The sequence below is a fragment of the Geopseudomonas sagittaria genome (assembly GCF_900115715.1).
In the GTDB taxonomy this organism is placed as follows: domain Bacteria; phylum Pseudomonadota; class Gammaproteobacteria; order Pseudomonadales; family Pseudomonadaceae; genus Geopseudomonas; species Geopseudomonas sagittaria.
The window spans coordinates 141,412-166,876 of record NZ_FOXM01000005.1 but is presented as its reverse complement, the minus strand read 5'-3'; the positions used below and the strand labels follow the sequence as shown (position 1 = coordinate 166,876).

The following is a 25,465-nucleotide window of genomic DNA, read 5'->3' as shown; positions in this document are numbered from 1 at the left end:
CCACCAGCCGCTCACGACGACAGGCCCGAGCAATCCGCTCAGCGCACCTCGAGCATCGACGGATGACTCAGGGTCAGCAGCCAGCGCGCCTGGCCAGACCGGAGCGCGCCACGCCGACTGCGGTCGACCACCCAGCCGCGCACCTCGACTTCGCGCCCCTCGAGGCGGCGCAGAGCCCCTTCGTCGAACTGTGCCAGCCACTGTGGCTCGATGCGCAGCACCAGCGGTCCGTCCAGCTGCAGCCAGACCCCGCCGCGGTTGCGCTCAAGCGCAGTGACCCGCCCGCGCAGCACGGCGAACCCCGCGCGGCGCAGCTCGCCGACCTCGAGCAGCGGATTCCGACGCCAGACGCCCTTGCCCGTCTGCCGCGCCTGACGCTCGGCCGCCTGCAGACAGTCGACCAGCGCGGTATTCGGCGCAATCGCCACGGCAAAGCCCAGCCCCGCCGCCAGCTGCTGCGCCTCCCAGCTGCGCCCGTCACGACCGAAGGCATGCGCCAGGCTGCGCCCGTAGTGATCGCGGTCCTGCTCGCCGACCACCAGCCGGACCTGTCCGCCGCTGGACTCGACCAGCCGCTGCAAGTGACGGCTCGCCGCCTCGGCCAAGGGCTCGGCCGGCCGCCCGGCGCGGGCCTTTTCCGGCGCATTGACCCCGATCAGGCGCACGCTGCGCCCATCGCGCAGGCGCAGGGTGTCGCCATCCACCACCTTGGCAACCTGCGCTTCGCGCAGCGGGCCGGGCGCCCGGCAGGCGTCGGCCAGCGCCCGCAGCGGCGTGAGTGCAACGACGGCACAAACAAAAAAGGCGCCCCACAGGGACGCCTTTCTTGCTGTACCGGGAGACAGCAGGTGCATCCCGGATACGCCTTGCTTACTTGGTCGCGCCGAAGCCAGCGAAACGCTGCTTGAAGCGATCGATACGGCCGCCAGCGTCGAGAACCTTCTGCTTGCCGGTGTAGAACGGGTGGCACTCGGAGCACACGTCGAGGCTCAGGTTCTTGCACAGGGTGGAACGGGTCTTGACCACGTTGCCGCAGCTGCAGGTAGCCACGACTTCGTCATACGCGGGATGGATTTCCGGTTTCATCTTTGGATCCTCAGGGATGATGTGCCGCCACCAGGCACCATGCCAGGTACCGCACGAGGTAGTTTCACCGGGGCGGTCTGGCCACCCGGAAAAATAGGGCGGCATGATAACAGACCCCCCAAGCGATGCAAGATCCGCCGGGCAGCCCGCCCCGCCGACCGGCCCGCCCCGTGCTAAGATCGCCGGCCTTCGCCTGCGGAGCCCCTGCGTGAGCCAACCCATCCTGCGCCTTGCCCTGCCCTCGCCGCTGCGCCGCCTGTTCGATTACCGTGCCCCGACCGACTGCGACCCCGCCCTGCTGCAGCCCGGCGTGCGCCTGCGCGTGCCCTTCGGGCGCCGCGAGCTGGTCGGCGTGCTGGTCGAGCGGGTGGCCCACAGCGAGGTCCCCGAGGAGCGTCTGCGCGCAGCCAGCGCCCTGCTCGATCGCCGCCCGCTGCTGCCGGCGGCGCTGTTCGAACTCTGCCTGTGGACGGCCAGCTACTACCAGCACAGCCTCGGCGACACCTTCAGCTGGGCGTTGCCCAACCTGCTGCGCCAGGGCGAATCGGCCGAGCGCAGCGAGGAGCGCATCTGGCAGGCCGCCGCCGGCGCGCGCCTCGACGACCCGCGCGTGGCCCGCGCCCCGCGCCAGCGTCAGGCGCTGGCCACCCTCGCCCAGCATCCGCACGGCATCAACCAGAACCTGCTCGAGCAGTTCCAGCTGTCGCGCGACAGCCTCAAGCTGCTCCATGACAAGGGCCTGGTCGAGGTCATCCGCCGCCGTCCAAGCCTTCCCGAGCACCATGGCGCCTGGCTGCTGCAGCCGGAGCTGACCCTCAACGACGAGCAGCGCGGCGCCTTCGAGGCGGTGCGCGCCGGGTTCGGCCGCTTCCACCCCTGCCTGCTGGCCGGGGTCACCGGCAGCGGCAAGACCGAGGTCTACCTGCAGCTGATCCGCGAGACCCTCGAGGCCGGCAAGCAGGCGCTGGTGCTGATCCCGGAGATCAACCTCGGCCCGCAGACCCTCGAACGCTTCGCCCGCCGCTTCAACGCACGCATCGCCCTGCTGCACTCGGGGCTCACCGACCGCGAGCGTCTGGAGGCCTGGCAGGCCGCCCGCGAGGGCCACGCGCAGATCGTCATCGGCACCCGCTCGGCGCTGTTCACCCCGCTCCAGTCGCCGGGGCTGATCATCGTCGACGAGGAGCACGACGCCTCCTACAAGCAGCAAGAAGGTCTGCGCTACCACGCTCGCGACCTGGCGGTGATGCGCGCGCGCCTGGAGCGCGTGCCGCTGCTGCTCGGCTCGGCCACGCCGTCGCTGGAGAGCCTGCACAACGCCGAGCAGGGCCGCTACGCCCTGCTGCGCCTCGAGCAGCGCGCCGGCGGCGCCCGCCAGCCGCGCTTCGAGCGCCTCGACGTGCGCAGCCGGCCACTGGACAGCGGCTTCTCGCCGCCGCTGCAGCGGCTGATCGGCGAAACCCTGGCCGCCGGCCAGCAGGTGCTGGTATTCCTCAACCGCCGCGGCTTCGCCCCCACCCTGCTGTGTCACGACTGCGGCTGGATGGCGCTGTGCCCGCGCTGCGACGCACGTCTGACCCTGCACCAGCGCAGCGGCGAGCTGCGCTGCCACCACTGCGACCACCGCCAGCGCCCGCCGGCCGCCTGCCCACAGTGCCAGCACGTCGACCTGCGCCCGGTCGGCGTCGGCACCGAGCGCAGCGAGGAGCGCCTGCGCATCCTGTTCCCCGACTACCCGATCCTGCGCATGGACCGCGACAGCACCGCGCGCAAGGGCAGCCTGGAGCAGCTGTTCGCCACCGTGCAGAGCGGCGCGCCGTGCATCCTGCTCGGCACCCAGATGCTCGCCAAGGGCCACCATTTTCCGCGGGTCACCCTGGTGGCGATCCTCGACGCCGACGGCGGGCTGTTCAGCGCCGACTTTCGCGCCAGCGAGCGCATGGCCCAGCTGATCGTCCAGGTCGCCGGCCGCGCCGGGCGCGCCGAGGCGCCGGGACGGGTGATCATCCAGACCCATCTGGCCGACCACCCGCTGCTGGTCCAGCTCACCGAGCAGGGCTACTTCGCCTTCGCCGCCCAGGCGCTCAGCGAGCGCCGCGCCGCCGGCCTGCCGCCGTTCGCCCACCTCGCCCTGCTGCGTGCCGACGCCCACCAAGGCGAGCAGGCCGAAGCCTTCCTCGACGGCGCCGCCACGCTGGCCGAGCGGCTGCTGGAGCAGTCCGAACATCCCGAGGTGCAGGTGCTCGGCCCGGTGCCGGCGCCGATGGAGCGCCGCGCCGGTCGCCACCGCGCCCAGCTGCTGCTGCAGGCGTCCAGTCGCGCCGCCCTGCATCGCCTGCTCAGCCCCTGGCTGGTGCAACTGGAAAGCCTGCCGGGCAACCGCCAGGTGCGCTGGTCGCTGGACGTCGACCCGATCGACCTGTTCTGAGCGCCGGGCGTCCCCTGCACAGGCTGTGAAGCCGACACGCCACAGCGGTTGGCAAGCCCCGGCGCCCTGCGGATAATGTGCAGTTTTCGAGCAGCGCCCCGGCGCCCGCGCACCCGGCCTGAAGAGCATCCCGATGAAAGACAGCATCCGCCACCTGATCCAGCAAGCCCTGACCCGCCTGACCGAACAAGGCGTGCTGCCGGAGGGGCTGACCCCGGCGATCCAGGTGGAAAACACCCGGGACAAGACCCACGGCGACTTCGCCAGCAACATCGCCATGATGCTGGCCAAGCCGGCCGGCCTGAAGCCGCGCGAGCTGGCCGAGAAGCTGATCGCCGCACTGCCCGCCGACGCCGCGGTCAGCAAGGTGGAAATCGCCGGACCGGGCTTTCTCAACTTCTTCCAGAACAGCGACGCCCTGGCCGAGCGCCTGGAAGCCGCGCTGGCCGACGCGCAGCTCGGCGTGCGCAAGAGCGGCGCCGCCCAGCGCGTGGTGGTCGACCTGTCCTCGCCCAACCTGGCCAAGGAAATGCACGTCGGCCACCTGCGCTCGACCATCATCGGCGACGCCGTGGCCCGCGTGCTGGAGTTCCTCGGCGATACGGTGATCCGCCAGAACCACGTCGGCGACTGGGGCACCCAGTTCGGCATGCTGCTGGCCTACCTGGAAGAGAATCCGGCCGCCGCCGAGAGCGAGCTGGCCGACCTCGAGCAGTTCTACCGCGTGGCGAAGAAGCGTTTCGACGACTCCGCCGAGTTCGCCGACCGCGCCCGCGCTCTGGTGGTCAAGCTGCAGGCCGGCGACGCCGACTGCCTGCGCCTGTGGCAGCGCTTCAACGAGGTGTCGCTGAGCCACTGCCAGGCCGTCTACGACCGCCTCGGCGTCAAGCTGAGCCCGGCCGACGTGCGCGGCGAGAGCGCCTACAACAGCGATCTGCCGGCCATCGTCAGCGAGCTGCAGGCCAAGGGCCTGCTCAGCGAGAGCGAAGGCGCGCAGTGCGTGTTCATGGACGAGTTCAAGAACGCCGAGGGCAATCCGCTGCCGGTGATCGTGCAGAAGGCCGGCGGCGGCTACCTGTACGCCACCACCGACCTGGCCGCCATGCGCTACCGCAGCCAGGTGCTGAAGGCCGACCGCGCCCTGTACTTCGTCGACCAGCGCCAGGCCCTGCACTTCCAGATGGTCTTCGAGGTGGCGCGCCGCGCCGGCTTCGTGCATGAAGGCATGGACCTCGAGCACATGGGCTTCGGCACCATGAACGGCGCCGACGGCCGCCCGTTCAAGACCCGCGACGGCGGCACCGTCAAGCTGATCGACCTGCTCGACGAGGCCGAACAGCGCGCCTACGCGCTGGTCAAGGGCAAGAACCCCGAGCTGGACGAAGCCGAACTGCGCCAGATCGCCCGCGCGGTCGGCATCGGCGCGGTAAAGTACGCCGACCTGTCCAAGCACCGCACCAGCGACTACAGCTTCAACTTCGAGCAGATGCTCAGCTTCGAGGGCAACACCGCGCCCTACCTGCTGTACGCCTACACCCGCGTGGCCAGCGTGTTCCGCAAGCTGGGCAAGGGCGTGAGCGAGATCGGCGGCAAGATCGACCTGCAGGCCGAGCAGGAACTGGCCCTCGCCGCCAAGCTGGCGCAGTTCGCCGAGGTGCTCAACAGCGTCGCCGACAAGGGCGTGCCGCACATCCTGTGCAGCTACCTGTACGAGCTGGCGGGGCTGTTCTCCAGCTTCTACGAGAACTGCCCGATCCTGTCCGCCGAGGATGAGACCGTGCAGCAGAGCCGCCTGCGCCTGGCCGCGCTGACCGGGCGCACCCTCCAGCAGGGCCTCGAGCTGCTCGGCCTGACCACCCTCGAGCGCATGTAAATGGCCGCCCGCAAGCAGAAGCCCAAACCGCGCGGCGCCAGCCGTACCCGCTCCGCCCCGGCCCGGCAGCCGGTGCCGGGCTGGATCTGGCTGGCCAGCGGCCTGGTGATCGGCGGCTTCCTGGTGTTCCTGTCGCAGCTCAAGCCGGGCAGCGACGAGGTCAAGCGTGCGCCTGCGGGCAAGCCGGAAAGCATCGCCACGGCCAAGCCGGCGCAACCCGCCACGCCGCCCAAGCCCAAGTACGAGTTCTACGAGGAGCTGACCAAGGCCAGCCCGCCGCCGCTGCCGGGCAACCAGCCGACGCCAGAACAGGTGCAGGCGGTGGAAGCCGCCCGCGCCCAGGCCCTGCTCGAAGGACGCACCCCGCCGCCGCGCCTGGTCGTCGCACCGGCCGCGACGGCGCCGGCAGCCACCCAGGCCCCGGCCACCACGGCGCTGACCGCCGCGCCGAGCGCGCCCAAGCCCACGCCAGCACCGGCGGCGGCACCGGCTCCTGCGCCCAAGGGGTCGGCAGCGGCGCCCGCCGCAAAGCCGGCCGCGGCACCCAGCCGCTTCATCCTGCAGGCCGGCTCCTTCGCCAGCCGTGACCAGGCGGAAAGCACCCGCGCCCGGCTGATCCTGCTCGGCCAGGATGCGCGCATCGAGTCGGGCAAGGTCGGCGACAAGACCTGGCACCGCGTGGTGGTCGGCCCCTTCGCCAGCCGCCAGCAGGCCGACGGCGCGCAGAAGCAGCTCGGCAGCAACGGCGTCAGCAGCGTGGTCCAGCAGCGGCGCTGAGACCCTTCGAGCGCCCGCCATCGACCATGGTCGGGCGGGCGGTTGAAAAGCCCGCCACCGCGCCCCATATCTCCCGGCATCCCGGACGCCCGCGTCCAGCTGCAGGAGAGCGCTCCCTTGACCACCATCGTTTCAGTCCGCCGCAACGGCAAAGTCGTCATGGGCGGCGACGGCCAGGTTTCCCTCGGCAACACCGTGATGAAAGGCAACGCCAAGAAGGTGCGGCGCCTGTACCACGGCCAGGTGCTGGCCGGCTTCGCCGGCGCCACCGCCGACGCCTTCACCCTGTTCGAGCGCTTCGAGGGCCAACTGGAGAAGCATCAGGGCCACCTGGTGCGCGCCGCCGTCGAACTGGCCAAGGACTGGCGCACCGACCGCTCGCTGAGCCGTCTGGAGGCCATGCTGGCGGTGGCCAACAAGGACGCCTCCCTGATCATCACCGGCAACGGCGACGTGGTGGAGCCCGAGCACGGCCTGATCGCCATGGGTTCGGGCGGCGGCTTCGCCCAGGCCGCGGCCATGGCCCTGCTGCAGAAGACCGAACTGTCGGCCCGCGAGATCACCGAGACCGCGCTGAACATCGCCGGCTCCATCTGCGTATTCACCAACCAGAACCTGACCATCGAGGAGCAGGACTGCGCCCAGGACGCCTGAAGCCGCCCAGTGCCGCTGCAGCCCGCCTGACGCCCATCCCTGTCCTGCCCGGAGCCATTCCATGTCCATGACGCCCCGCGAGATCGTCCACGAACTCAACCGCCACATCATCGGCCAGGACGACGCCAAGCGCGCCGTCGCCATCGCCCTGCGCAACCGCTGGCGGCGCATGCAGCTGCCCGCCGAGCTGCGTGTCGAGGTGACCCCGAAGAACATCCTGATGATCGGCCCGACCGGCGTCGGCAAGACCGAGATCGCCCGGCGCCTGGCCAAGCTGGCCAACGCGCCGTTCATCAAGGTCGAGGCGACCAAGTTCACCGAAGTCGGCTACGTCGGCCGTGACGTCGAGTCGATCATCCGCGATCTGGCCGACGCCGCGCTGAAGATGCTCCGCGAGCAGGAAGTGCACAAGATGCGCTACCGCGCCGAGGACGCCGCCGAGGAGCGCATCCTCGACGCCCTGCTGCCGCCGGCGCGCAGCGGCTTCGGCGACGAGCCGGCCCCGCGCGAGGACTCCAGCACCCGCCAGCTGTTCCGCAAGCGCCTGCGCGAAGGCCAGCTGGACGACAAGGAAATCGACATCGAGGTGGCCGAAACGCCGGCCGGCGTCGAGATCATGACCCCGCCGGGCATGGAGGAGATGACCAGCCAGCTGCAGAACCTGTTCTCCGGCCTGAGCAAGGGCAAGAAGAAGAGCCGCAAGCTCAAGGTCGCCGACGCGCTGAAGATGGTCCGCGACGAGGAAGCCGCGCGCCTGGTCAACGAGGAGGAGCTCAAGGCCCGCGCCCTGGAAGCGGTCGAGCAGCACGGCATCGTGTTCATCGACGAGATCGACAAGATCGCCAAACGCGGCAACGTCGGCGGCGCCGACGTGTCCCGCGAGGGCGTACAGCGCGACCTGCTGCCGCTGATCGAGGGCTGCACGGTCAACACCAAGCTGGGCATGGTCAAGACCGACCACATCCTGTTCATCGCCTCCGGCGCCTTCCACCTGAGCAAGCCGAGCGACCTGGTGCCCGAACTGCAGGGCCGCCTGCCAATCCGCGTCGAACTCAAGGCGCTGACCCCGCAGGACTTCGAGCGCATCCTCAGCGAACCGCACGCCTCGCTGACCGAGCAGTACTGCGCGCTGCTGAAGACCGAGGGCCTCGAGATCGCCTTCGCCGCCGACGGCATCCAGCGCCTCGCCGAGATCGCCTGGCAGGTCAACGAGAAGACCGAGAACATCGGTGCCCGCCGCCTGCACACCCTGCTCGAGCGCCTGCTCGAGGAAGTGTCGTTCAGCGCCGCCGACCTGGCCGCCGACCACAGCGGTCGGCCGATCGTGATCGATGCCGCCTACGTCAACAGCCACCTCGCCGAACTGGCCCAGGACGAAGACCTGTCGCGCTACATCCTGTAACGCCAAACCGTAGGGGCGGCTCCGACCCTGGGCAGAAAACCCGCACAACGGTTTTCTACCGCCCCCACGCACCGCGGCCTGAGGGGTGGACAACCGCTGCGCGAGTTGTCCACCCTACGGGCTGCCACCCGCAGGAGCCAACGATGCACATCCCCACCGCCATCCAGCTGCACAAGGCGTCGAAGACCCTCGAACTGCACTACGGCGACGCCCACTACAGCCTGAGCGCCGAGTTCCTGCGCGTGCACTCGCCCTCCGCGGAGGTGCAGGGCCACGGCAACCCCGTACTGCAGTACGGCAAGCTCAACGTCGGCTTCAAGGGCGCCGAGCCGGCCGGGCAGTACGCCCTCAAGCTGGTGTTCGACGACGGCCACGACAGCGGCCTGTTCACCTGGGACTACCTGTACGAGCTGGCCACCCGCCAGGAACAGCTGTGGGCCGACTACCTCGCCCAGTTGGCCGCCGCCGGCAAGTCGCGCGACCCCGCCGAGTCGGTGGTCAGGCTGATGCTCTGAGTCCCGGCGCCGTTTTGGGGCGGACAAGCCTGCGGCTCCAGCCGCCCTGTAGGAGGCGCGACCTCGCGGCGATGCGGGCCGCACGACCGCCAAACAGCTTCGCCCCGAGGGCGGGCCTCCCACAAGGGCCGGAGCCTGCTCTCGCCAAGACAAAGCCCGACGCGCGGATTAGAATGGCCACCACATTTTTTCAGGTGACTGCGACATGAGCGATCCGCGCAAGCCCGACAACGCCGAACCCGCCACCCACTTCGGTTACCAGAGCGTGCCGGAAAGCCAGAAGGCGCAGAAAGTCGCCGAGGTGTTCCACTCGGTGGCCGCCAAGTACGACCTGATGAACGACGTGCTGTCCGCCGGCATGCACCGCCTGTGGAAGCGCTTCACCATCGAGCTGTCCGGCGTGCGCCCGGGCAACCGCGTGCTCGACATCGCCGGCGGCACCGGCGACCTGACCCGCCAGTTCTCCCGTCTGGTCGGCCCGAGCGGCGAGGTGGTGCTCGCCGACATCAACGCCTCGATGCTCCAGGTCGGCCGCGACAAGCTGCTCGACTGCGGCGTGGCCGGCAACGTCAAGTTCGTCCAGGCCGACGCCGAGAAGCTGCCGTTCCCCGACAACCACTTCGACGTGGTCACCATCGCCTTCGGCCTGCGCAACGTCACCCACAAGGAAGACGCCCTGCGCTCCATGCTGCGCGTGCTCAAGCCCGGCGGCCGCCTGCTGGTGCTGGAGTTCTCCAAGCCGGCCAACGCCCTGCTCGGCAAGGCCTACGACGCCTACTCGTTCGCCTTCATGCCGCTGGCCGGCAAGCTGATCACCAACGACGCCGACAGCTACCGCTACCTGGCCGAGTCGATCCGCATGCACCCCGACCAGGAAACCCTCAAGGCCATGATGGTCGACGCCGGCTTCGACCTGGTCACCTACCACAACATGACCGGCGGCATCGTCGCCCTGCACCGCGGCATCAAGCCCTGATGGTCCCTTCGCTGCTGCTGGGCGCCGCGCTGGCGGCCGTCGAGGCCGGCCTCAACCGCGTGCTGGCGCTGGACGCCACCGCCGGCCCGCGCCTCGCCGCCCTGCAAGGCCGGGTGATCGCCGTCGACTGCACGGCGCCGGCCCTGCGCCTGTACCTGCTGCCCGGCGCCGACGGTCTGCGCCTGGCCGGCCACTGGGAGGCGGCGGCCGACTGCACCCTGCGCGCGCCGGCGGGCCGCCTGCTGCAGCTGGCCACCCGCCGCGACAAGACCGCCGTGCTGCATGCCGCCGACGTCGAGCTGGACGGCCACAGCGCCTGTCTGCTCGATCTCGCCGCGATCCTCCAGGATCTCGAACTGGACTGGGAAGGCGCGCTGGCCGACTGGCTCGGCCCGCTCGGCGCCGTCGCCGCGGCCCGCCCGCTGCGTGACGCCCGGCAGTGGAGCGCCGGCAGCCTGGCCAACCTGCGCCTGAACCTGACCGACTGGCTGGCCGAGGAAGCGCGCCCACTGCTCGGCCGCCGCGAGGCCGAAGCGCGCTTCGCCGAACTGGACCACCTCAAGCTCGCCCTCGACCGTCTCGAGGCGCGCAGCGAGCGCCTTGCCCGCCGCCTCACGGAAACCGACTGACCGCATGAAGCTGCTCGCCCTGCGCCGCCTGATCCGCATCCAGCGGACCGCCACCCGCTACCACCTCGACGACCTGCTGCTCGACCTGCCGCTGCCCTGGTGGCTGCGCAGCCTGCTGCGCGCCATGCCCTGGCGCTGGCTGCCGCGCCAGCCCATCGCGATGTCGCGCGGCGAGCGCCTGCGCCGCAGCCTGGAAGACCTCGGCCCGGTGTTCATCAAGTTCGGCCAGCTGCTGTCCACCCGCCGCGACCTGCTGCCGCCGGACATCGCCGACGAGCTGGCCCATCTGCAGGACAAGGTGCCCCCGTTCCCGCCCGAGCAGGCGGTGGCGCTGATCGAGCAGCAGCTCGGCGCGACCATCGATCAGGTGTTCAGCCGCTTCGAGCGCCAGCCGCTGGCCTCCGCCTCGGTCGCCCAGGTGCACGCCGCCCAGCTGCGCAGTGGCGAGGACGTGGTGGTCAAGGTGGTGCGCCCCGGCCTCGAGCCGGTGATCCGCCAGGACATGGCCTGGCTGTTCGCGCTGGCCAGGCTGGCCGAGCGCGTCTCCAGCGATGCCCGCCGCCTGCGCCCGGTGGAGGTGGTCGGCGACTACGAGAAGACCATCTTCGACGAGCTCGACCTGCTGCGCGAGGCCGCCAACGGCAGCCAGCTGCGGCGCAACTTCGAGGACTCCAAGCTGCTCTACGTACCGCAGGTGTACTGGGACTGGTGCCGCCCCAAGGTGCTGGTGATGGAGCGCATCTACGGCATCCCGGTCACCGACCTGGCCGCCCTGCACGACCAGCACACCGACATGAAGAAGCTCGCCGAGCGCGGCGTGGAGATCTTCTTCACCCAGGTATTTCGCGACAGCTTCTTCCACGCCGACATGCACCCCGGCAACATCTTCGTCAGCACCCGCGCGCCGCACGACCCGCAGTACATCGCCATCGACTGCGGCATCGTCGGCAGCCTCACCGCCGAGGACCAGGACTACCTGGCGCGCAACCTGCTGGCCTTCTTCAAGCGCGACTACCGCAAGGTGGCACAGCTGCACATCGACTCCGGCTGGGTGCCGGCCGATACCCAGGTCAACGACTTCGAGGCGGCGATCCGCACCGTGTGCGAACCGATCTTCGAGAAGCCGCTGAAGGACATCTCCTTCGGCCAGGTGCTGCTGCGCCTGTTCCAGACCGCGCGGCGCTTCAACATGCAGGTGCAGCCGCAGCTGGTGCTGCTGCAGAAGACCCTGCTCAACATCGAGGGCCTCGGTCGCCAGCTGTATCCCGAGCTCGACCTGTGGAGCACCGCCAAGCCGTTCCTCGAGCGCTGGATGCGCGAGCGCATGAGCCCGCTGCACCTGCTGCGCAACCTGCAGAGCCAGGCCGAGCAGGTGCCGCAACTGGCCAAGAAGGCCGGCGCGGCGCTCGAGCGCCTCGGCCAGGCCGGTAGCGGCGCCCCGGCGCCGGCCGCCACGAGCCCCCACTGGCTGCCGCGCCTGCTCGGCGCCGTGCTGCTGCTCGGCGCCGCCAGCAGCGGTCTGACGCCGACGGCCGAGACCTGGCCGGCCTGGAGCATGCTGGCCGGCGGCCTGTATCTGGTCCTACGCCGATAGCCAGCGCGTGGCGGCACTGGCACACTGACCGAATCAACCGTTGAACCGGCGCCCCGCGGCGCCCCGGACAAGCGAAGAGCGATGAACAACTGGCTGGACGAAATTCACTGGAACGCCGACGGGCTGGTCCCGGCGATTGCCCAGGACTACAAGAGCGGGCGCATCCTGATGATGGCCTGGATGAACCGCGAATCCCTGCAGCTCACCGTCGACGAGGGCCGCGCCATCTACTGGTCGCGCTCGCGCGGCAAGCTGTGGCGCAAGGGCGAGGAGTCCGGCCACGTGCAGAGGCTGCACGAGCTGCGCCTGGACTGCGACGCCGACGTCATCGTCCTGCAGGTCGAACAGCTCGGCGGCATCGCCTGCCACACCGGGCGCGAGAGCTGCTTCTACCGCGTCTACGCGAACGGCGCCTGGCAGACCGTCGACGCGGTCCTCAAGGACCCGCACGCCATCTACGAGCACAAGGGCCACCACCATGAGTGAAGCCAGCAGCAACGACACCCTCGCCCGCCTCGCCGAGGTGCTCGAGGCGCGCAAGGGCGCCGCGCCGGACAGCTCCTACGTGGCCAGCCTGTACCACAAGGGCCTGAACAAGATTCTCGAAAAGGTCGGTGAGGAGTCGGTGGAAACCATCCTCGCCGCCAAGGACGCCGCGCTGAGCGGCGACTGCAGCGAGCTGATCTACGAAACCGCCGACCTGTGGTTCCATTCCCTGGTCATGCTCGCCTCCCTCGGCCAGCACCCGCAGGCGGTGCTCGACGAACTGGACCGCCGTTTCGGCCTCTCCGGGCACGCCGAAAAGGCCGCCCGTTCGCAATCCTGATAACAACCTACTCGGAGATTCCATCATGGGACTCGGCGGCATCAGCATCTGGCAACTCCTGATCATCCTGCTCATCGTGGTCATGCTGTTCGGCACCAAGCGCCTCAAGTCGCTCGGCTCGGACGTCGGCGAAGCGATCAAGGGCTTTCGCAAGTCGGTGAACGCCGGCGACGAGGAAGCCAGCAAGCCCCAGGTGGAAGAGCCCAAGGGCCACACCATCCAGGGCGAAGTGCGCAAGGTCGACGAACCGGCGAAGAAGGACTGACGCACCCGCGGGTGCCGGAGCGTGGCTGAATCATGTTCGACGTAGGCTTTTCCGAACTGCTGCTGGTCGCCCTGGTGGCCCTGCTGGTGCTCGGCCCCGAGCGCCTGCCGGGCGCCGCGCGCACCGCCGGGCTGTGGATCGGCCGGCTCAAGCGCAGCTTCGCGGCGATCAAGAGCGAGGTCGAGCGCGAGATCGGCGCCGACGAGATCCGCCGCCAGCTGCACAACGAGAACATCCTCGCCCAGGAGCGCCAGCAGCAAGCAGCCCAGCCGGGCAGTTCGCCGGCTGCCGGTGCCGCCGGCACCACCCCGGCCCCGTTCGGCGAGGCAGCGCCGGTTACCGCGCCCAGCGCGGAACAGGCCAACGCGCCCATCGCCGCCAACAGCCGCCTGGCCTCGCTGCCGGAATACCAGACGGCCAGTCCGGCCGTGCCGGCCGCGGAAGCTGCCGCCGCAAGCAATCCCGCCGCAGCGCACGCCAGCCCGTCGCCCGCCCCCAGTGAGCCACCGCGCCCGACATGACCGACCAGACTCCCCTGCCGGACCAGGAAATGCCCCTGGTCGCGCACCTCACCGAGCTGCGCAACCGCATCCTGCGCTGTGTGGTGATCATCCTGCTGATCTTCGCCGGGCTGTTCTACTTCGCCCAGGACATCTACGCGCTGGTCGCCGCGCCGCTGCGCGCCTACCTGCCGGAAGGCGCGACGATGATCGCCACCGGGGTGGCCTCGCCGTTCCTCACCCCGTTCAAGCTGACCCTGATGGTCTCGCTGTTCCTCGGCATGCCGGTGATCCTCCAGCAGATCTGGGGCTTCATCGCCCCCGGCCTGTACCAGCACGAGAAGCGCATCGCCGTGCCGCTGCTGATCTCCAGCATCCTGCTGTTCTACGGCGGCATGGCCTTCGCCTACTTCGTGGTGTTCCCGATCATGTTCGGCTTCTTCGCCAGCGTGACCCCGGAAGGCGTGGCGATGATGACCGACATCGGCCAGTACCTCGACTTCGTGCTCACCCTGTTCTTCGCCTTCGGCGTGGCCTTCGAGATCCCGGTGGCGACCTTCCTGCTGATCTGGATCGGCATCGTCGACGTCGCCACCCTGCGCAAGAGCCGGCCCTACGTGATCGTCGGCTGCTTCGTGGTCGGCATGGTGCTCACCCCGCCGGACGTGTTCTCGCAGACCCTGCTGGCCGTGCCGATGTGGATGCTGTTCGAGGTCGGCCTGCTGTTCGGCGCCATGGCGCGCCGCCGCGACGAGGCGGAAGCGGAAGCCGCGGCCGACGCCGCAGCCAGCGACGGCACCGCGCTCGCCACCCATGATGACGATCCACAGCCACCGGCGCCGCAGGCGTGAACCTGCTGCTGCTCGAAGACGGCGACTTCATCGCCGAAGGCCGCGCCCTGCTGCGCGGCCGGCGTCTCCAGCACCTGCATGAGGTGCACCGCGCCACGGCCGGCGACAGCCTGCGCGTCGGCCGCCTCGATGGCCTGATGGGCGAAGGGCGCCTGCTGCGTCTGGACGCCGACGCAGCGGAAATCGAGGTCCTCGCCCTCGACCAACCGCCACCGACCAAGCTGCCGCTGACCCTGCTGCTCGCCCTGCCGCGGCCGAAGATGCTCAAGCGCGTGCTGCAGACCGTGGCCAGCATGGGCGTGCCGCGCCTGGTGCTGCTCAACAGCTACCGGGTGGAAAAGAGCTTCTGGCAGACGCCGTTCCTGACCCCCGAGGCGATCCGCGAGCAGCTGATCCTCGGCCTTGAGCAGGCGCGCGACACCGTGCTGCCCGAGGTGCTCATCGAGAAGCGCTTCAAGCCGTTCGTCGAGGACCGCCTGCCGCAACTGGCCGCCGGCAGCCTCGGCCTGGTCGGCCACCCCGGCGCCTGGCCGGCCTGCCCGCGCGCGGTCGAGGGCGCGGTGACCCTGGCCATCGGCCCGGAAGGCGGCTGGATTCCCTACGAGGTGGACAAACTGCACGAGGCCGGCCTGGCGCCGGTGCAGCTCGGCGAGCGCATCCTGCGCGTCGAGACCGCGGTGACCGCCCTGCTCGCCCGTCTGTTCTAAGCCTGCCGCAGGATGGAAAAACTCGCGCAGCGATTTTCCACCGTGCCCAGTGTGCAGGCGGTGGAAAAAACCTGCGGTCGCCCCCTACCCAGCCCTCAGCAGACCACGGCGGGCGCCTCTGCGGGGCGGTCGCGACGCTCGACGCCCTTGAGCGCCAGCAACAGCAGGGTGCCGACCACCATCAGCGCCGCCGCGAAGTACAGCCCGCCGGCATAGCTGCCCAGGCTGACGGCCAGCCAGCCGGTCACCGCCGGGCCGACGATCTGCGCCGCGCCGTAGGACAGGGTCATCTTGCCCATCATCTTCGCCGGCCGCGTCGGGTAGTAGCGCCCGGCCATGCTCAGCACCAGGCTGACCATGCCGACGAAGGTGCCGCCGAATAGCAGCGCGCCGGCAATTGCGCCAGCCATGCCACCACTCAGCGGCAGCAGGATGCCGACCACCTGCAGGGCGGCGGCGAGGATCAGCGCGTTGAGCTCGCCGGTGCGCCGGGCGACCAGGTCCCAGACGATGCATGCCGGCGCCGCGGCCAGGCCGATGGCCAGGAAGCTCCAGCTGCCCTGGCCGGCCAGCCCCGGCAGGCGGTCGACGATGGCGACGATGAAGGTCGCGCTGACCACGTAGCCGACCCCGGCGCAGAAGTAGGCGGCCATGAACAGGCGCAGGAACAGCCGGCTCGGCGGGTTGTCGCGCATCGGCTGGCCGGAGGTGGTCAGCGGGCTGCGGTCCGGCCTGGGCAGCCAGGCCAGCGCCGGCACCAGCAGCAGGCAGGCCAGCGCGGTGAGGGCGAACCACTGCTCGCGCCAGTCCAGCCACTGGCCCAGCAGCGCCACCACCAGCGAGCAGCCGACGATGCCCAGACCGACGCCGGAGAAGTGGATGCCCAGCTCGCCGCGCTGGTTGTGGCGAATCAGCCAGTTGAGGATCAGCCCGGTGCCCAGCAGCATGCTCGCCGCGCTGCTCAGGCCGGCGACGAAGCGCGACACCGCCCACAGGGTGAAGTCGCTGGTCAGGCCCATGAGCAGGGTGCTGAGCACCGCCAGCACCATCCCTATGCGGTACAGACGGTCCTTGAGCACCAGGTCGCTGATCAGCGAGGCGATCAGCGCACCGGACAGGTAGCCGGCATAGTTGAGGGCGGCCAGCCAGCCGCCTTCGGCCAGGCCGAGCCCGGCCTGCGCCTGCATCACCGGCAGCAGCGGGGTGTAGGCGAAACGGGCGACGCCCAGGGCGAGGAGGAGACTGAAGATGCCCGCACCGAGCACCTTCATGCGTTGTCCCTGTGGAGTCATCGGCTGGCTTCCTGCGCAGTGGTGGAAGCCACACCTTAGAGGGCGCCGCCCGGCGCCTCAAGCGATTCCTGCGGCAAACCGTCGCAGCAACTCAAACTTCCAGCAGGAAGGTCACCGGCCCGTCGTTGACCAGGTGCACCTGCATGTCGGCGCCGAAGCGCCCGCTGGCCACCTGCGGGTGCTGCTCGCCGGCGCGCGCCAGCAGGTAGTCGAACAGCGCCGCGCCCTGCGCCGGCGGCGCTGCCGTGGAGAAGCTCGGGCGCAGGCCGCTTCTGGTATCGGCGGCCAGGGTGAACTGCGAGACCAGCAGCAGGCCGCCGCCGACGTCCTTGAGCGACAGGTTCATCTTGCCGTCGGCGTCGCTGAACACCCGGTAGTTGAGCAGCTTGTGCAGCAGCTTGTCGGCGCGAGCCGCGTCGTCCTGCGGCTCGACGCCGACCAGCACCAAGAGGCCCTGGTCGATGGCGCCGACCACCTCGCCGGCGACCTCCACCCGCGCGCTGCGCACCCGTTGCAGCAATGCCTTCACGCGTGGCCCTCCGGCAGCTCGAGCAGGCGCCGGGCCACCTCGCCGGTTGCGCGCACCAGCGCGTCGGTGATGCCCGGCTCGCCGGCGGCGTGGCCGGCGTCGCGGATGATCGCCAGCTCGCTGTTCGGCCAGGCCTGGTTCAGCGCCCAGGCGTTGTCCAGCGGACAGACCACGTCGTAGCGGCCATGCACGATCACTCCGGGAATGTGGGCGATCTTGTGCATGTCGCGCAGCAGCTGATCTTCCTCGAGGAAGGCGTTGTTGATGAAATAGTGGCACTCGATGCGGGCGATCGACAGAGCGCGCTGCGGCTCCGAGAAACGCTCGATCACCTGGCCGTTGGGACGCAGGGTCGCGGTGCGCCCTTCCCAGATCGACCAGGCCTTGGCCGCGTGCATCTGCGCGATCTGGTCCGGGCCGGCCAGGCGGCGGTAGAAGGCATCGACCAGATCGTGGCGCTCCTCATGGGGAATCGGCGCCAGGTAGTCCTCCCAGTAGTCGGGGAACAGGCGGCTGGCGCCTTCCTGGTAGAACCAGCGGATCTCCTGCGGCCGGCACAGGAAGATGCCGCGCAGGATCAGCGCATGCACGCGCTCGGGATGGGTCTGCGCGTAGGCCAGCGACAGCGTCGAGCCCCAGGAGCCGCCGAACAGCACCCACTTGTCGATGCCCAGGTGCTCGCGGATGCGCTCCATGTCCGCCACCAGATCCCAGGTGGTGTTGCGGTCCAGGCTGGCGTGCGGGGTCGAGCGGCCGCAGCCGCGCTGGTCGAAGGTGACGATGCGATACAGGGTCGGATCGAACCAGCGGCGGCTGGCCGCATCGCAACCGGCGCCTGGCCCGCCGTGGACGAACAGCACCGGCAGACCGTCCGGCGTGCCGCTTTCGTCGATGTACAGCTCGTGCGGATGGTCCACCGCCAGCTGGTGGCGGGCGTAGGGTTTGATCTCCGGATACAGGGTGTGCATGCAGGGCCTCCGAGGCTGACACAGGACCATCCGTCCTGCCGTGGTGCAAGGGATCATAGCGAGGAATGGCGCGTTGCGGGATGTCGCGCATCACCGCCACGGCCATTGCCGGAGCCGCACGACGGCAGCCTCGTCCGCACCCGCCGAGGTTGCACAGCCACGCCCAGCGCCTATGGTGAATCCAGAGCGGCCGGCACCCCGCCCGCCCCGCCCGACACTTGCGGAGCGAAACCGTGCGCATCGCCCAGCTCGCCCCCCGCGACGCCCTCGCCAGCCTGCACAGCAGCAGCGGCGGCCTCAGCTCGGCCGAAGCGGCCCGGCGGCGCACCGAATACGGCCTCAACCGTATCGAGCGGATCCGCGGCGAACCGCTGTGGCGGCAGTTCGCCCGCGAGTTCGTGCACTTCTTCGCCCTGGTGCTATGGCTGGCCGCGGCGCTGGCGCTGTTCGCCGAATACCAGGACCCCGGGCAGGGCATGGCCACCCTCGGCGCGGCCATCGTCGGGGTCATCGTCATCAACGGCAGCTTCTCGTTCTGGCAGGCCTACCGCGCCGAGCGGGCGATGGCCGCGCTGACCCGCCTGCTGCCGCAGCAGGTCACCGTGCTGCGCGACGGCCGCGCCTGCCGCCTGGACGCCGAGCAGCTGGTGCCCGGCGACGTGGTGCTGGTGCAGGAAGGCGACAGCATCCCGGCCGACTGCCGGCTGCTCGAGGCCGACGGCCTGCGCGTCAGCCTGGCCACCCTGACCGGCGAGTCGCTGCCGCAGCGGCGCACCCCCGCGGCCAGCGACGCCGCCGAGCGGCTGGCCGCGGCCAACCTGCTGCTCGCCGGCACCACGGCGGTGGCCGGCCACGGCCGCGCCCTGGTGTTCGCCACCGGCATGCACACCGAGTTCGGCAGGATCGCCCGCCTGACCCAAAGCGGCAGCGAGGGCCACTCGCCGCTGCAGCGCGAGATCATCCGCCTGTCGCGCCAGCTGGCGCTGCTCGCCCTGGCCATCGGCGTGCTGTTCTTCCTGCTCGGCCAGGCGCTCGGCCTGCCGTTCTGGGGCAACCTGATCTTCGCCATCGGCATCATCGTCGCCAATGTCCCCGAGGGCCTGCTGCCCAGCGTGACCCTGGCGCTGGCCATGGCCACTCAGCGCATGGCCCGCCAAAACGCGCTGATCCGTCACCTGCCGGCGGTCGAGGCGCTCGGCGCGGCCACGGTGATCTGCACCGACAAGACCGGCACCCTGACCCTCAACCGCATGACCGTGCGCCAGCTGTTCGTCGCCGGCGAGCCGCTCGACCTGCCGCTGAGTGCCGAGCGGCTGGAACGCTGCCGCCCGCTGCTCGACGTCGCCCGCCACTGCCACAGCCTGCGCGAGGTCTCGGAAGGCACGCGGCTGAGCGTGCTCGGCGACCCGATGGAGGTGGCGCTGGTCGAGCTGGGCCGCCAGGCGCACGACGACACCGGCCACGCCACCCGCATCCACGAGTTCGCCTTCGATACCACGCGGCGGCGCATGTCCACCGTGCACGAACTGGCCGAGGGCCGCCTGCTCTACTGCAAGGGCGCCCCGGAAGTGCTGCTGCCGCTGTGCAGCCAGGTGCTGACCGGCGACGGCGTGCAGCCGCTCGACGCGGCGCAGCGCGAGCGCCTGCGTCAGGCCCAGGAGGACATGGCCGCCCGCGGCCTGCGCGTGCTGGCGCTGGCCTGGCGACGGGTGGACGGCGAGGCGCTGCACATCGAGCTGGAAAGCCAGCTGATCCACGCCGGCCTGGTCGGCATCGAGGACCCGCCGCGCGCCGAGGTGCCGGAGGCGATCCGCCGCTGCCGCGAGGCCGGCATCCAGGTGATCATGCTCACCGGCGACCACCCGGTCACCGCCAGCGCCATCGCCCGCGAGATCGGCCTGGTAACCGGCGCCGCGCCACGGGTGATCAGCGGCGACGACCTGCGCCACCTGTCCGCCAGCCAGCTGCAGTTCGCCCTCGACGCCCCGGAGCTGCTGTTCGCCCGGGTCACCGCCGACCAGAAGCTGCTGGTGGTCGAGGCGCTGCAGCGCAAGGGCCAGGTGGTGGCGGTCACCGGCGACGGGGTCAACGACGCGCCGGCGCTCAAGCGCGCCGACATCGGCATCGCCATGGGCATCGGCGGCACCGACGTGGCCCGCGAGGCGGCGGACATGGTGCTGCTCGACGACAACTTCGCCAGCATCGTCAGGGCGGTCGAGGAAGGCCGCGCGGTGTACGCCAACATCCGCAAGTTCCTCACCTACATCTTGAGCTCCAACATCCCCGAGCTGGTGCCCTACCTGGCCTTCGTCGTGCTGCCCATCCCGCTGCCGCTGACCATCATCCAGATCCTCGCCGTCGACCTCGGCACCGACATGCTGCCGGCGCTGGCCCTCGGCGCCGAACGCGCCGACCCGCAGGTCATGCAGCGTCCGCCGCGGCCGCGTGGCGAGCGCCTGCTGTCCTGGCCGCTGCTGGCGCGTGCCTACCTGTTCCTCGGCCCGCTGGAGGCGCTGGCGGGGATGGGCCTGTTCTTCCTGGTGCTGGCCTGGGGCGGCTGGGACTACGGCAACCCGCTGGCCCGCCTCGACCCGCTGTACCTGCAGGCCACCGGCGCCTGCCTGGCCGCCATCGTGGTGATGCAGGTGGCCAACCTGCTGGCCTGTCGCAGCCCGACCGCATCCATCCTCAGGACCGGGTTGGGCGGCAACCCGCTGCTGCTGTGGGGCATCGCCTGCGAACTGCTGCTGATCGGCGCGATCATCTACACGCCGATCGGCCAGATCCTGTTCGGCACCGCCGCCCTGCCCCTTGAGGCCTGGCTGGCCATGCTGCCGTTCGCCGCGCTCCTGCTGCTGCTCGAGGAGGCGCGCAAGGCCTGGGTGCGCCGCCGGCGCGACTGAGGAGTCACTTGCGCTCGACCGGCGCCAGCGCCGCCTGGCGCACCGGCCCCGCCACCCAGCCGGACTTGTGCAGCACCAGGTAGGCGACGCCGCCGAGCACCACGCCCCAGAACGCCGCACCGAGACCGAAGAAGGTCATCCCCGAGGCGGTGGCCAGGAAGGTGATCACCGACGCCTCGCGGTGCTCGGCATCCTCCAGCGCGCCCTGCAGGTTGGCGGTGATCGCGCCGAGCAGGGCGAGGCCGGCCAGCACCGCGACGAAGGCCGGCGGCATGGCGGCGAACAGCAGGATGATGGCGCCGGCGAAGCTGCCGCCGATCAGGTAGAACAGCCCGTTGGCCATGCCGGCGACGTAGCGTTTGCCCGGGTCCTCGTGGGCCTCCTTGCCGGTGCACAGGGTGGCGGTGATCGCCCCGGTGACTATGGTGATGCCGCCGAAGAAGGCCACCGCGATCGAAGCCAGCCCGCAGCCGGCGAGCAGCGGGCGCGCCGACACCTGATAACCGCAATTGCGCAGCAGGGCCAGGCCGGGCAGGAACTGGCCGGTCACGCTGACCAGCAGCAGCGGCACGGCCAGGCTCAGGGTGGCGTTCCAGCTCCACTGCGGCACGATGAACTGCGGCGCGACCAGGGCCAGCTCCAGGCTGGGCAGGCGGGTACCCTCGACGCCCAGCGACAGCGCCACGCCGACCAGCATCAGCAGCACCAGGCAGTAGCGCGGGAACAGCCGCTTGAGCGCCAGGTAGGCGCCGATCATGCCCAGCGCCAGCGCCGGCGCCGACTCCACCACGGCGAAGGCGCCGACGCCGAACTGGAACAGGATGCCGGCCATCATCGCGCTGGCGATGCCCTTGGGGATGGCGCGGACGATGCGGTCGAAGGCGCCGGACAGGCCGATCAGCAGCACCACCACGCCGGTGGTGATGTAGGCGCCGACCGCCTCGCCCAGACTCAGCGCGGGAAACAGGGGGACCAGCAGGGCGGTGCCCGGCGCCGACCAGGCGATCACCGCCGGCACCTTGAGCCACCAGCTCAGCACGATGCTGCCGAGGGCCGCGCCGATGGAGATCGCCCAGATCCACGAGGCCATCATCTCGTGGGACACCTGGGCGCTCTGCGCGGCCTGGAAGAAGATCACCGCCGGGCCGGCGTAGGAAATCAGCACGGCGAGGAACCCCGCCGCCAGCGCGGAAAACGAAACGTCTCTGTGCAGCATGAACCGTCACCTCTGAAGCGGGCGCACCACGGGCGCATGCCGGCCATCTTGGCTGTCTTGCCTGAACTGATAAATCCGCTGGCAATGGCAACACTGTTCAGGATTTCAGAACAGTGGTCATCCGCCATGGGCCGCTTCCAGGCCATGCAGCTGTTCGCCCGCATCGCCGAGCTGGTCGGGCACCGCGACATCGCCTACCTGTCGGCCACCAGCGGCCAGCTGCAGCCGCTGGAACTCAGCGCCGGCGGGCGGATCGAGCGCATCGAGCCGCTCGCCGACTACCGTCCGCCGGCGCTGCCGATGAGCGTGCTCTCCCCCCACCACCGCCATCTGCCCCCGCGTCTGCGGGTGCTCATCGACTGGCTGGTGGAGCTGTTCGGCGCCTGATCAGGCCACCGCCGGAGCGAAGCTGTCCGCCTGCGCCATGCGCCACATGCGCGCGTAGAACTCGCCGTCGATCTGCCCGCCGAGCAGCTCGCCGGGCTTGAGGTAGACGTGCTTTTGCGAGAACAGGCTGAGTTCGCTGGACGACACGCGCAGCGCCAGATGCTTGGGCTCGAGCTGCGACGGATGCGCAAGGCCGGCGGCGGCGGTCATCTCGGCCAGCGCCTTGAGGGTGTTGCGGTGGAAGTTGTGCACCCGCTGCGCCTTGTCCTCGACCACCAGGGCGCGCTGGCGCAGCGGATCCTGGGTGGCCACCCCGGTCGGACACTTGTTGGTGTGGCAGCTCTGGCTCTGGATGCAGCCGATGGCGAACATGAAGCCGCGCGCCGAGTTGGCCCAGTCGGCGCCGATGGCCAGCACGCTGGCGATGTCGAAGGCGCTGACGATCTTGCCGCTGGCGCCGATGCGGATCCTGTCGCGCAGGTTGAGACCGACCAGGGTGTTGTGCACGAACAGCAGCCCCTCGCGCAGCGGCACGCCGATGTGGTCGGTGAATTCCACCGGCGCCGCGCCGGTACCGCCCTCCTTGCCGTCGACCACGATGAAGTCGGGGAGGATGCCGGTCTTCAGCATCGCCTTGGCGATGGCCATGAACTCCCACGGATGGCCGAGGCAGAACTTGAAGCCGACCGGCTTGCCGCCGGACAGCTCGCGCAGGCGGGCGAGGAACTGCAGCAGCTCGACCGGGGTGGCGAACTCGCTGTGCCGCGCCGGCGACACGCAGTCGCGGTCCATCGGCACGCCGCGGGTGGCGGCGATCTCGGCGGTGATCTTGTGTCTGGGCAGGATACCGCCGTGGCCGGGCTTGGCGCCCTGGCTGAGCTTGACCTCGATCATCTTCACCTGCGGATCGTTGGCCTGCACGGCGAAGCGCTGCGGGTCGAAACGGCCGTCCGCCGTGCGGCAGCCGAAGTAGCCGCTGCCCAGCTCCCAGATCAGGTCGCCGCGGTGCTCGCGGTGGTAGGCGCTGATGCTGCCCTCGCCGGTGTCGTGGGCGAAGCCGCCCAGCGCCGCGCCCTGGTTGAGCGCGCGGATGGCGTTGGCGCTCAGCGAGCCGAAGCTCATCGCCGAGATGTTGAAGAGCGACGCCGAGTACGGCTGCAGGCACTGCGGGCCGCCGATGGCGACCCGGAAGGACGCCGGATCGGCATGCTCGGCCGGCAGCATGGAGTGGCCGATGAACTCGAAGCCGGTCTGGCTGACGTCGCTGAGGGTGCCGAACGGCTTGTCGGCCGCTTCGTTCTTGGCCCGCGCGTAGACCAGCGAGCGCTGCGCGCGCGAGAACGGCAGGCGCTCGTTGTCGCCCTCCAGCAGGTACTGGCGAATCTCCGGGCGGACGAACTCGACCAGGTAGCGGATGTTGCCGAGGATCGGGTAGTTGCGCCGCACCGCATGGCGGCTCTGCCGCAGGTCGTTGACGCCCACCGCGCTCAGCGCGCCGCACAGCAGGGTCAGCGGCCAGAGGTCGGCGAGGAACGGCAGGCTGATCAGGGTGAGCAGCACGCAGGCGGCGAAAAAGGCGTAACGGCTGAGCAGCGACAGATTCATCCACATGGCTCCGGGCATCTCCTCACAGGTCGGCCGGCCACTCTACCCGAGCCGCGCGGCGCCGGCATTGACCCAGCACCGCAGCCGAAGAGGCCTGGGCTTCAGGCGCAGCCCGGACGGCCGTGGGCGTAGGAGCGGCTCGGGTCGACCAGCGCATCGAACTCGCCGAGCGCCGTGGAGCCGATCAGCAGCGGGAAGTCGAAGGCGCTGCGATCGGTGAGATTGACCTCGATGTGCTGCACGCTGTCGCCCAGGCACACCGGCATCTCGATCACCGGGCGGGCGGTATAGGCCGCGGTGTCGCCAGGCGTCATGTCGCCGGCGCGGCGCTTGATCTGGCTGATGCGCACCAGCGGGCGCACCAGGGTGCGCGGCTCGTGGCCGTCGGCGGCCAGCTGGAAGCGCACCCAGCGTTCACCGTCGCGCTTGAAGGTCTCGATGTTGCGGGCACTCAGCGAGGCAGTGACGGCGCCGGTGTCCAGCTTGGCCGGCAGTTCCAGGCCGAGTTCGGGGAGCAGGGCCTTCTCGTGCAGGCCGTAGACCTGCTTGGTGGAGGCCATGCCTTCTGCCGACAGCAGGGTCAGGCCGGCGAAAAGGGCGATCAGGGACAGTTTCATGCGGTACAGCGTCTCGACATTACAGCGGCCGACGTCGGCTGGCGCGGGCCAGACGTCACGCCGGCAGGGGTGACTGGAACGCCCCGGGATCTTCCGGGGGGCGTCAGGATAGTCAGCCCACGGCACAGGGACCAGCCCGAAGCGACGCATGACACCCCGCCAGACCGCGACCGCGGGACGCCGATCGCCCGCCAGCGCCCAGTGCAGAGCCGGCCGAACCGCACGTCCCTCAGTCCAGTGGCAGCTCGGTGGTGCGCTTCACCTCGCTCATGGTGATGTGCGAATGCGCCTCCTGCACGTGAGGGCTGCCCAGCAGGTGGTCGCGCAGGAAGCGCTCGTAGCCGGCGATGTCGCGGGCCACCACCTTGAGCAGGTAGTCGGAGGCGCCGGCCATGGTGTAGCACTCCAGCACCTCCGGATGGCCGACCACGCTCGCCTCGAACTCCTCAAGATTGCGCCGCCCGTGCGCCGACAGCTTGATGCTGACGAACACCACCATGGCCAGGCCGAGCTTGCGGCGGTCGAGCAGGGCGACCTTGCGCTCGATCAGCCCCTCCTCCTGCAGGCGATGGATGCGCCGCCAGCACGGCGACTGCGACAGCTCGACCTTCTCGGCGATCTCCGCCGCCGACAGGTCGGCGTCGTGCTGCAGCAGGCGCAGGATGCGCCGGTCGAGGGGGCTCAGCGGGCTGTGCATGATTTTTTCTCTTTTGGATTTCTTATGGAAAAAGTCATGCGGATTATGGCCAGCAGGCCGGAAAAATAGAAAGAAAATGCCGTCACGCCTGCCGCATATTCTTGTCCACACCGTCTGCCGCGGCGATCCCGCGGACAGGCCGACCGCGGCGCCCACCGGCGCCGCTTC

The 25,465-nt window shown here is 70.2% G+C and carries 26 protein-coding genes; 17 read left to right on the top strand and 9 right to left on the bottom strand.

Translation table 11 applies throughout. The features are described 5' to 3' along the window. Positions 1-38 precede the first annotated feature (38 nt). Together BM297_RS08330 and rpmE are read right to left on the bottom strand one after the other, a co-directional pair. Positions 39-854 carry a thermonuclease family protein gene (locus BM297_RS08330; protein ID WP_092430153.1) on the bottom strand — a complete coding sequence of 272 codons (816 nt, stop codon included), beginning with the start codon at positions 852-854 and terminating at the stop codon, positions 39-41. 16 nt (positions 855-870) lie between these two features. Further along, entirely contained in the window at positions 871-1,086 is a 216-nt protein-coding gene (gene rpmE, locus BM297_RS08325) for a 50S ribosomal protein L31 (protein WP_090307047.1), read from the bottom strand. 208 nt (positions 1,087-1,294) lie between these two features. Between rpmE and BM297_RS08320 the strand changes: the two genes are divergently transcribed. The 15 genes from BM297_RS08320 to BM297_RS08250 all read left to right on the top strand — a co-directional run bounded on the left by BM297_RS08320 (position 1,295) and on the right by BM297_RS08250 (position 15,083). Further along, positions 1,295-3,514 carry a primosomal protein N' gene (locus BM297_RS08320; protein ID WP_092430151.1) on the top strand — a complete coding sequence of 740 codons (2,220 nt, stop codon included), beginning with the start codon at positions 1,295-1,297 and terminating at the stop codon, positions 3,512-3,514. Between the two features lie 133 nt (positions 3,515-3,647). Then, a complete protein-coding gene (gene argS, locus BM297_RS08315) occupies positions 3,648-5,387 on the top strand; it encodes an arginine--tRNA ligase (protein ID WP_092430149.1) in 1,740 nt (579 codons plus the stop codon). Continuing rightward, positions 5,388-6,164, top strand: a complete 777-nt coding sequence (locus BM297_RS08310; protein WP_092430147.1) for an SPOR domain-containing protein — start codon at positions 5,388-5,390, stop codon at positions 6,162-6,164. 117 nt (positions 6,165-6,281) lie between these two features. Further along, on the top strand, positions 6,282-6,818 hold the full coding sequence (gene hslV / locus BM297_RS08305) for an ATP-dependent protease subunit HslV (protein WP_092430145.1): 537 nt from the start codon (positions 6,282-6,284) through the stop codon (positions 6,816-6,818). Positions 6,819-6,879: 61 nt separating this feature from the next. Then, the gene (hslU, locus tag BM297_RS08300) at positions 6,880-8,220 is read left to right on the top strand and encodes an HslU--HslV peptidase ATPase subunit (protein WP_092430143.1); all 1,341 of its coding nucleotides are present in this window, start codon (positions 6,880-6,882) and stop codon (positions 8,218-8,220) included. Between the two features lie 143 nt (positions 8,221-8,363). After that, entirely contained in the window at positions 8,364-8,735 is a 372-nt protein-coding gene (locus tag BM297_RS08295; RefSeq protein WP_092430141.1) for a gamma-butyrobetaine hydroxylase family protein, read from the top strand. A gap of 205 nt (positions 8,736-8,940) precedes the next feature. Continuing rightward, positions 8,941-9,711, top strand: a complete 771-nt coding sequence (gene ubiE, locus BM297_RS08290) for a bifunctional demethylmenaquinone methyltransferase/2-methoxy-6-polyprenyl-1,4-benzoquinol methylase UbiE (protein WP_092430139.1) — start codon at positions 8,941-8,943, stop codon at positions 9,709-9,711. An 11-nt stretch (positions 9,712-9,722) separates the two neighbouring features. Next, positions 9,723-10,340 carry a ubiquinone biosynthesis accessory factor UbiJ gene (locus tag BM297_RS08285; protein WP_092430363.1) on the top strand — a complete coding sequence of 206 codons (618 nt, stop codon included), beginning with the start codon at positions 9,723-9,725 and terminating at the stop codon, positions 10,338-10,340. Between the two features lie 4 nt (positions 10,341-10,344). Next, positions 10,345-11,934, top strand: coding sequence for a ubiquinone biosynthesis regulatory protein kinase UbiB (gene ubiB / locus BM297_RS08280; protein ID WP_092430137.1), 1,590 nt, complete (start codon positions 10,345-10,347; stop codon positions 11,932-11,934). Positions 11,935-12,015: 81 nt separating this feature from the next. Beyond that, the gene (gene hisI / locus BM297_RS08275; RefSeq protein ID WP_092430135.1) at positions 12,016-12,420 is read left to right on the top strand and encodes a phosphoribosyl-AMP cyclohydrolase; all 405 of its coding nucleotides are present in this window, start codon (positions 12,016-12,018) and stop codon (positions 12,418-12,420) included. Beyond that, a complete protein-coding gene (locus BM297_RS08270) occupies positions 12,413-12,760 on the top strand; it encodes a phosphoribosyl-ATP diphosphatase (RefSeq protein ID WP_092430133.1) in 348 nt (115 codons plus the stop codon). Before hisI ends, BM297_RS08270 begins: the two co-directional genes overlap by 8 nt. 25 nt (positions 12,761-12,785) lie before the next feature. Further along, a complete protein-coding gene (gene tatA, locus BM297_RS08265; protein WP_092430131.1) occupies positions 12,786-13,025 on the top strand; it encodes a twin-arginine translocase TatA/TatE family subunit in 240 nt (79 codons plus the stop codon). A 32-nt stretch (positions 13,026-13,057) separates the two neighbouring features. Beyond that, entirely contained in the window at positions 13,058-13,546 is a 489-nt protein-coding gene (gene tatB / locus BM297_RS08260) for a Sec-independent protein translocase protein TatB (protein WP_092430129.1), read from the top strand. Further along, a complete protein-coding gene (gene tatC, locus BM297_RS08255) occupies positions 13,543-14,376 on the top strand; it encodes a twin-arginine translocase subunit TatC (RefSeq protein ID WP_092430127.1) in 834 nt (277 codons plus the stop codon). The genes tatB and tatC overlap by 4 nt, the downstream gene beginning before the upstream one ends. Further along, complete coding sequence (locus tag BM297_RS08250) at positions 14,373-15,083, top strand: 16S rRNA (uracil(1498)-N(3))-methyltransferase (RefSeq protein ID WP_092430125.1); 711 nt, start codon at positions 14,373-14,375, stop codon at positions 15,081-15,083. The genes tatC and BM297_RS08250 overlap by 4 nt, the downstream gene beginning before the upstream one ends. A 95-nt stretch (positions 15,084-15,178) precedes the next feature. On the opposite strand, the gene BM297_RS08245 is transcribed toward BM297_RS08250, so the two are convergent. The 3 genes from BM297_RS08245 to pip form a co-directional block, all read right to left on the bottom strand. Continuing rightward, positions 15,179-16,375 carry a YbfB/YjiJ family MFS transporter gene (locus tag BM297_RS08245; RefSeq protein WP_092430123.1) on the bottom strand — a complete coding sequence of 399 codons (1,197 nt, stop codon included), beginning with the start codon at positions 16,373-16,375 and terminating at the stop codon, positions 15,179-15,181. Between the two features lie 91 nt (positions 16,376-16,466). Further along, positions 16,467-16,904, bottom strand: coding sequence for a D-aminoacyl-tRNA deacylase (gene dtd / locus BM297_RS08240; RefSeq protein WP_092430121.1), 438 nt, complete (start codon positions 16,902-16,904; stop codon positions 16,467-16,469). Further along, positions 16,901-17,872: a prolyl aminopeptidase gene (gene pip / locus BM297_RS08235; protein WP_092430119.1), complete on the bottom strand. Its 972-nt coding sequence runs from the start codon at positions 17,870-17,872 to the stop codon at positions 16,901-16,903. The genes dtd and pip overlap by 4 nt, the downstream gene beginning before the upstream one ends. A 233-nt stretch (positions 17,873-18,105) precedes the next feature. Between pip and BM297_RS08230 the strand changes: the two genes are divergently transcribed. Further along, complete coding sequence (locus BM297_RS08230; RefSeq protein WP_092430117.1) at positions 18,106-20,775, top strand: cation-translocating P-type ATPase; 2,670 nt, start codon at positions 18,106-18,108, stop codon at positions 20,773-20,775. A gap of 4 nt (positions 20,776-20,779) precedes the next feature. Here BM297_RS08230 and BM297_RS08225 read toward each other — a convergent pair whose 3' ends face one another. Continuing rightward, positions 20,780-21,991 carry a benzoate/H(+) symporter BenE family transporter gene (locus tag BM297_RS08225; RefSeq protein WP_092430115.1) on the bottom strand — a complete coding sequence of 404 codons (1,212 nt, stop codon included), beginning with the start codon at positions 21,989-21,991 and terminating at the stop codon, positions 20,780-20,782. 126 nt (positions 21,992-22,117) lie between these two features. On the opposite strand from BM297_RS08225, the gene BM297_RS08220 reads away from it, so the two are divergent. Then, complete coding sequence (locus tag BM297_RS08220) at positions 22,118-22,378, top strand: type 2 periplasmic-binding domain-containing protein (protein ID WP_092430113.1); 261 nt, start codon at positions 22,118-22,120, stop codon at positions 22,376-22,378. On the opposite strand, the gene BM297_RS08215 is transcribed toward BM297_RS08220, so the two are convergent. The 3 genes from BM297_RS08215 to BM297_RS08205 all read right to left on the bottom strand — a co-directional run bounded on the left by BM297_RS08215 (position 22,379) and on the right by BM297_RS08205 (position 25,297). Further along, the gene (locus BM297_RS08215) at positions 22,379-23,983 is read right to left on the bottom strand and encodes an FMN-binding glutamate synthase family protein (RefSeq protein WP_092430361.1); all 1,605 of its coding nucleotides are present in this window, start codon (positions 23,981-23,983) and stop codon (positions 22,379-22,381) included. Between the two features lie 101 nt (positions 23,984-24,084). Beyond that, positions 24,085-24,600, bottom strand: a complete 516-nt coding sequence (locus BM297_RS08210; RefSeq protein ID WP_092430111.1) for an ATP-dependent zinc protease family protein — start codon at positions 24,598-24,600, stop codon at positions 24,085-24,087. Positions 24,601-24,829: 229 nt separating this feature from the next. Next, positions 24,830-25,297 (bottom strand): Lrp/AsnC family transcriptional regulator, encoded by a 468-nt coding sequence (locus BM297_RS08205; protein ID WP_092430109.1) that lies wholly within the window; start codon positions 25,295-25,297, stop codon positions 24,830-24,832. Positions 25,298-25,465: the final 168 nt, after the last annotated feature.

Bases quoted from the DNA above. Each gene is read 5' to 3' on its own strand.
- BM297_RS08215 (WP_092430361.1), bottom strand. From the start codon at position 23,983: ATGAATCTGTCGCTGCTCAGCCGTTACGCCTTTTTCGCCGCCTGCGTG.
- BM297_RS08330 (WP_092430153.1), bottom strand. From the start codon at position 854: ATGCACCTGCTGTCTCCCGGTACAGCAAGAAAGGCGTCCCTGTGGGGC.
- rpmE (WP_090307047.1), bottom strand. From the start codon at position 1,086: ATGAAACCGGAAATCCATCCCGCGTATGACGAAGTCGTGGCTACCTGC.
- pip (WP_092430119.1), bottom strand. From the start codon at position 17,872: ATGCACACCCTGTATCCGGAGATCAAACCCTACGCCCGCCACCAGCTG.
- hisI (WP_092430135.1), top strand. From the start codon at position 12,016: ATGAACAACTGGCTGGACGAAATTCACTGGAACGCCGACGGGCTGGTC.
- BM297_RS08205 (WP_092430109.1), bottom strand. From the start codon at position 25,297: ATGCACAGCCCGCTGAGCCCCCTCGACCGGCGCATCCTGCGCCTGCTG.
- ubiE (WP_092430139.1), top strand. From the start codon at position 8,941: ATGAGCGATCCGCGCAAGCCCGACAACGCCGAACCCGCCACCCACTTC.
- tatC (WP_092430127.1), top strand. From the start codon at position 13,543: ATGACCGACCAGACTCCCCTGCCGGACCAGGAAATGCCCCTGGTCGCG.
- BM297_RS08225 (WP_092430115.1), bottom strand. From the start codon at position 21,991: ATGCTGCACAGAGACGTTTCGTTTTCCGCGCTGGCGGCGGGGTTCCTC.
- tatB (WP_092430129.1), top strand. From the start codon at position 13,058: ATGTTCGACGTAGGCTTTTCCGAACTGCTGCTGGTCGCCCTGGTGGCC.
- BM297_RS08220 (WP_092430113.1), top strand. From the start codon at position 22,118: ATGGGCCGCTTCCAGGCCATGCAGCTGTTCGCCCGCATCGCCGAGCTG.
- BM297_RS08245 (WP_092430123.1), bottom strand. From the start codon at position 16,375: ATGACTCCACAGGGACAACGCATGAAGGTGCTCGGTGCGGGCATCTTC.
- hslU (WP_092430143.1), top strand. From the start codon at position 6,880: ATGTCCATGACGCCCCGCGAGATCGTCCACGAACTCAACCGCCACATC.
- BM297_RS08310 (WP_092430147.1), top strand. From the start codon at position 5,388: ATGGCCGCCCGCAAGCAGAAGCCCAAACCGCGCGGCGCCAGCCGTACC.
- BM297_RS08270 (WP_092430133.1), top strand. From the start codon at position 12,413: ATGAGTGAAGCCAGCAGCAACGACACCCTCGCCCGCCTCGCCGAGGTG.
- tatA (WP_092430131.1), top strand. From the start codon at position 12,786: ATGGGACTCGGCGGCATCAGCATCTGGCAACTCCTGATCATCCTGCTC.
- ubiB (WP_092430137.1), top strand. From the start codon at position 10,345: ATGAAGCTGCTCGCCCTGCGCCGCCTGATCCGCATCCAGCGGACCGCC.
- BM297_RS08210 (WP_092430111.1), bottom strand. From the start codon at position 24,600: ATGAAACTGTCCCTGATCGCCCTTTTCGCCGGCCTGACCCTGCTGTCG.
- argS (WP_092430149.1), top strand. From the start codon at position 3,648: ATGAAAGACAGCATCCGCCACCTGATCCAGCAAGCCCTGACCCGCCTG.
- BM297_RS08295 (WP_092430141.1), top strand. From the start codon at position 8,364: ATGCACATCCCCACCGCCATCCAGCTGCACAAGGCGTCGAAGACCCTC.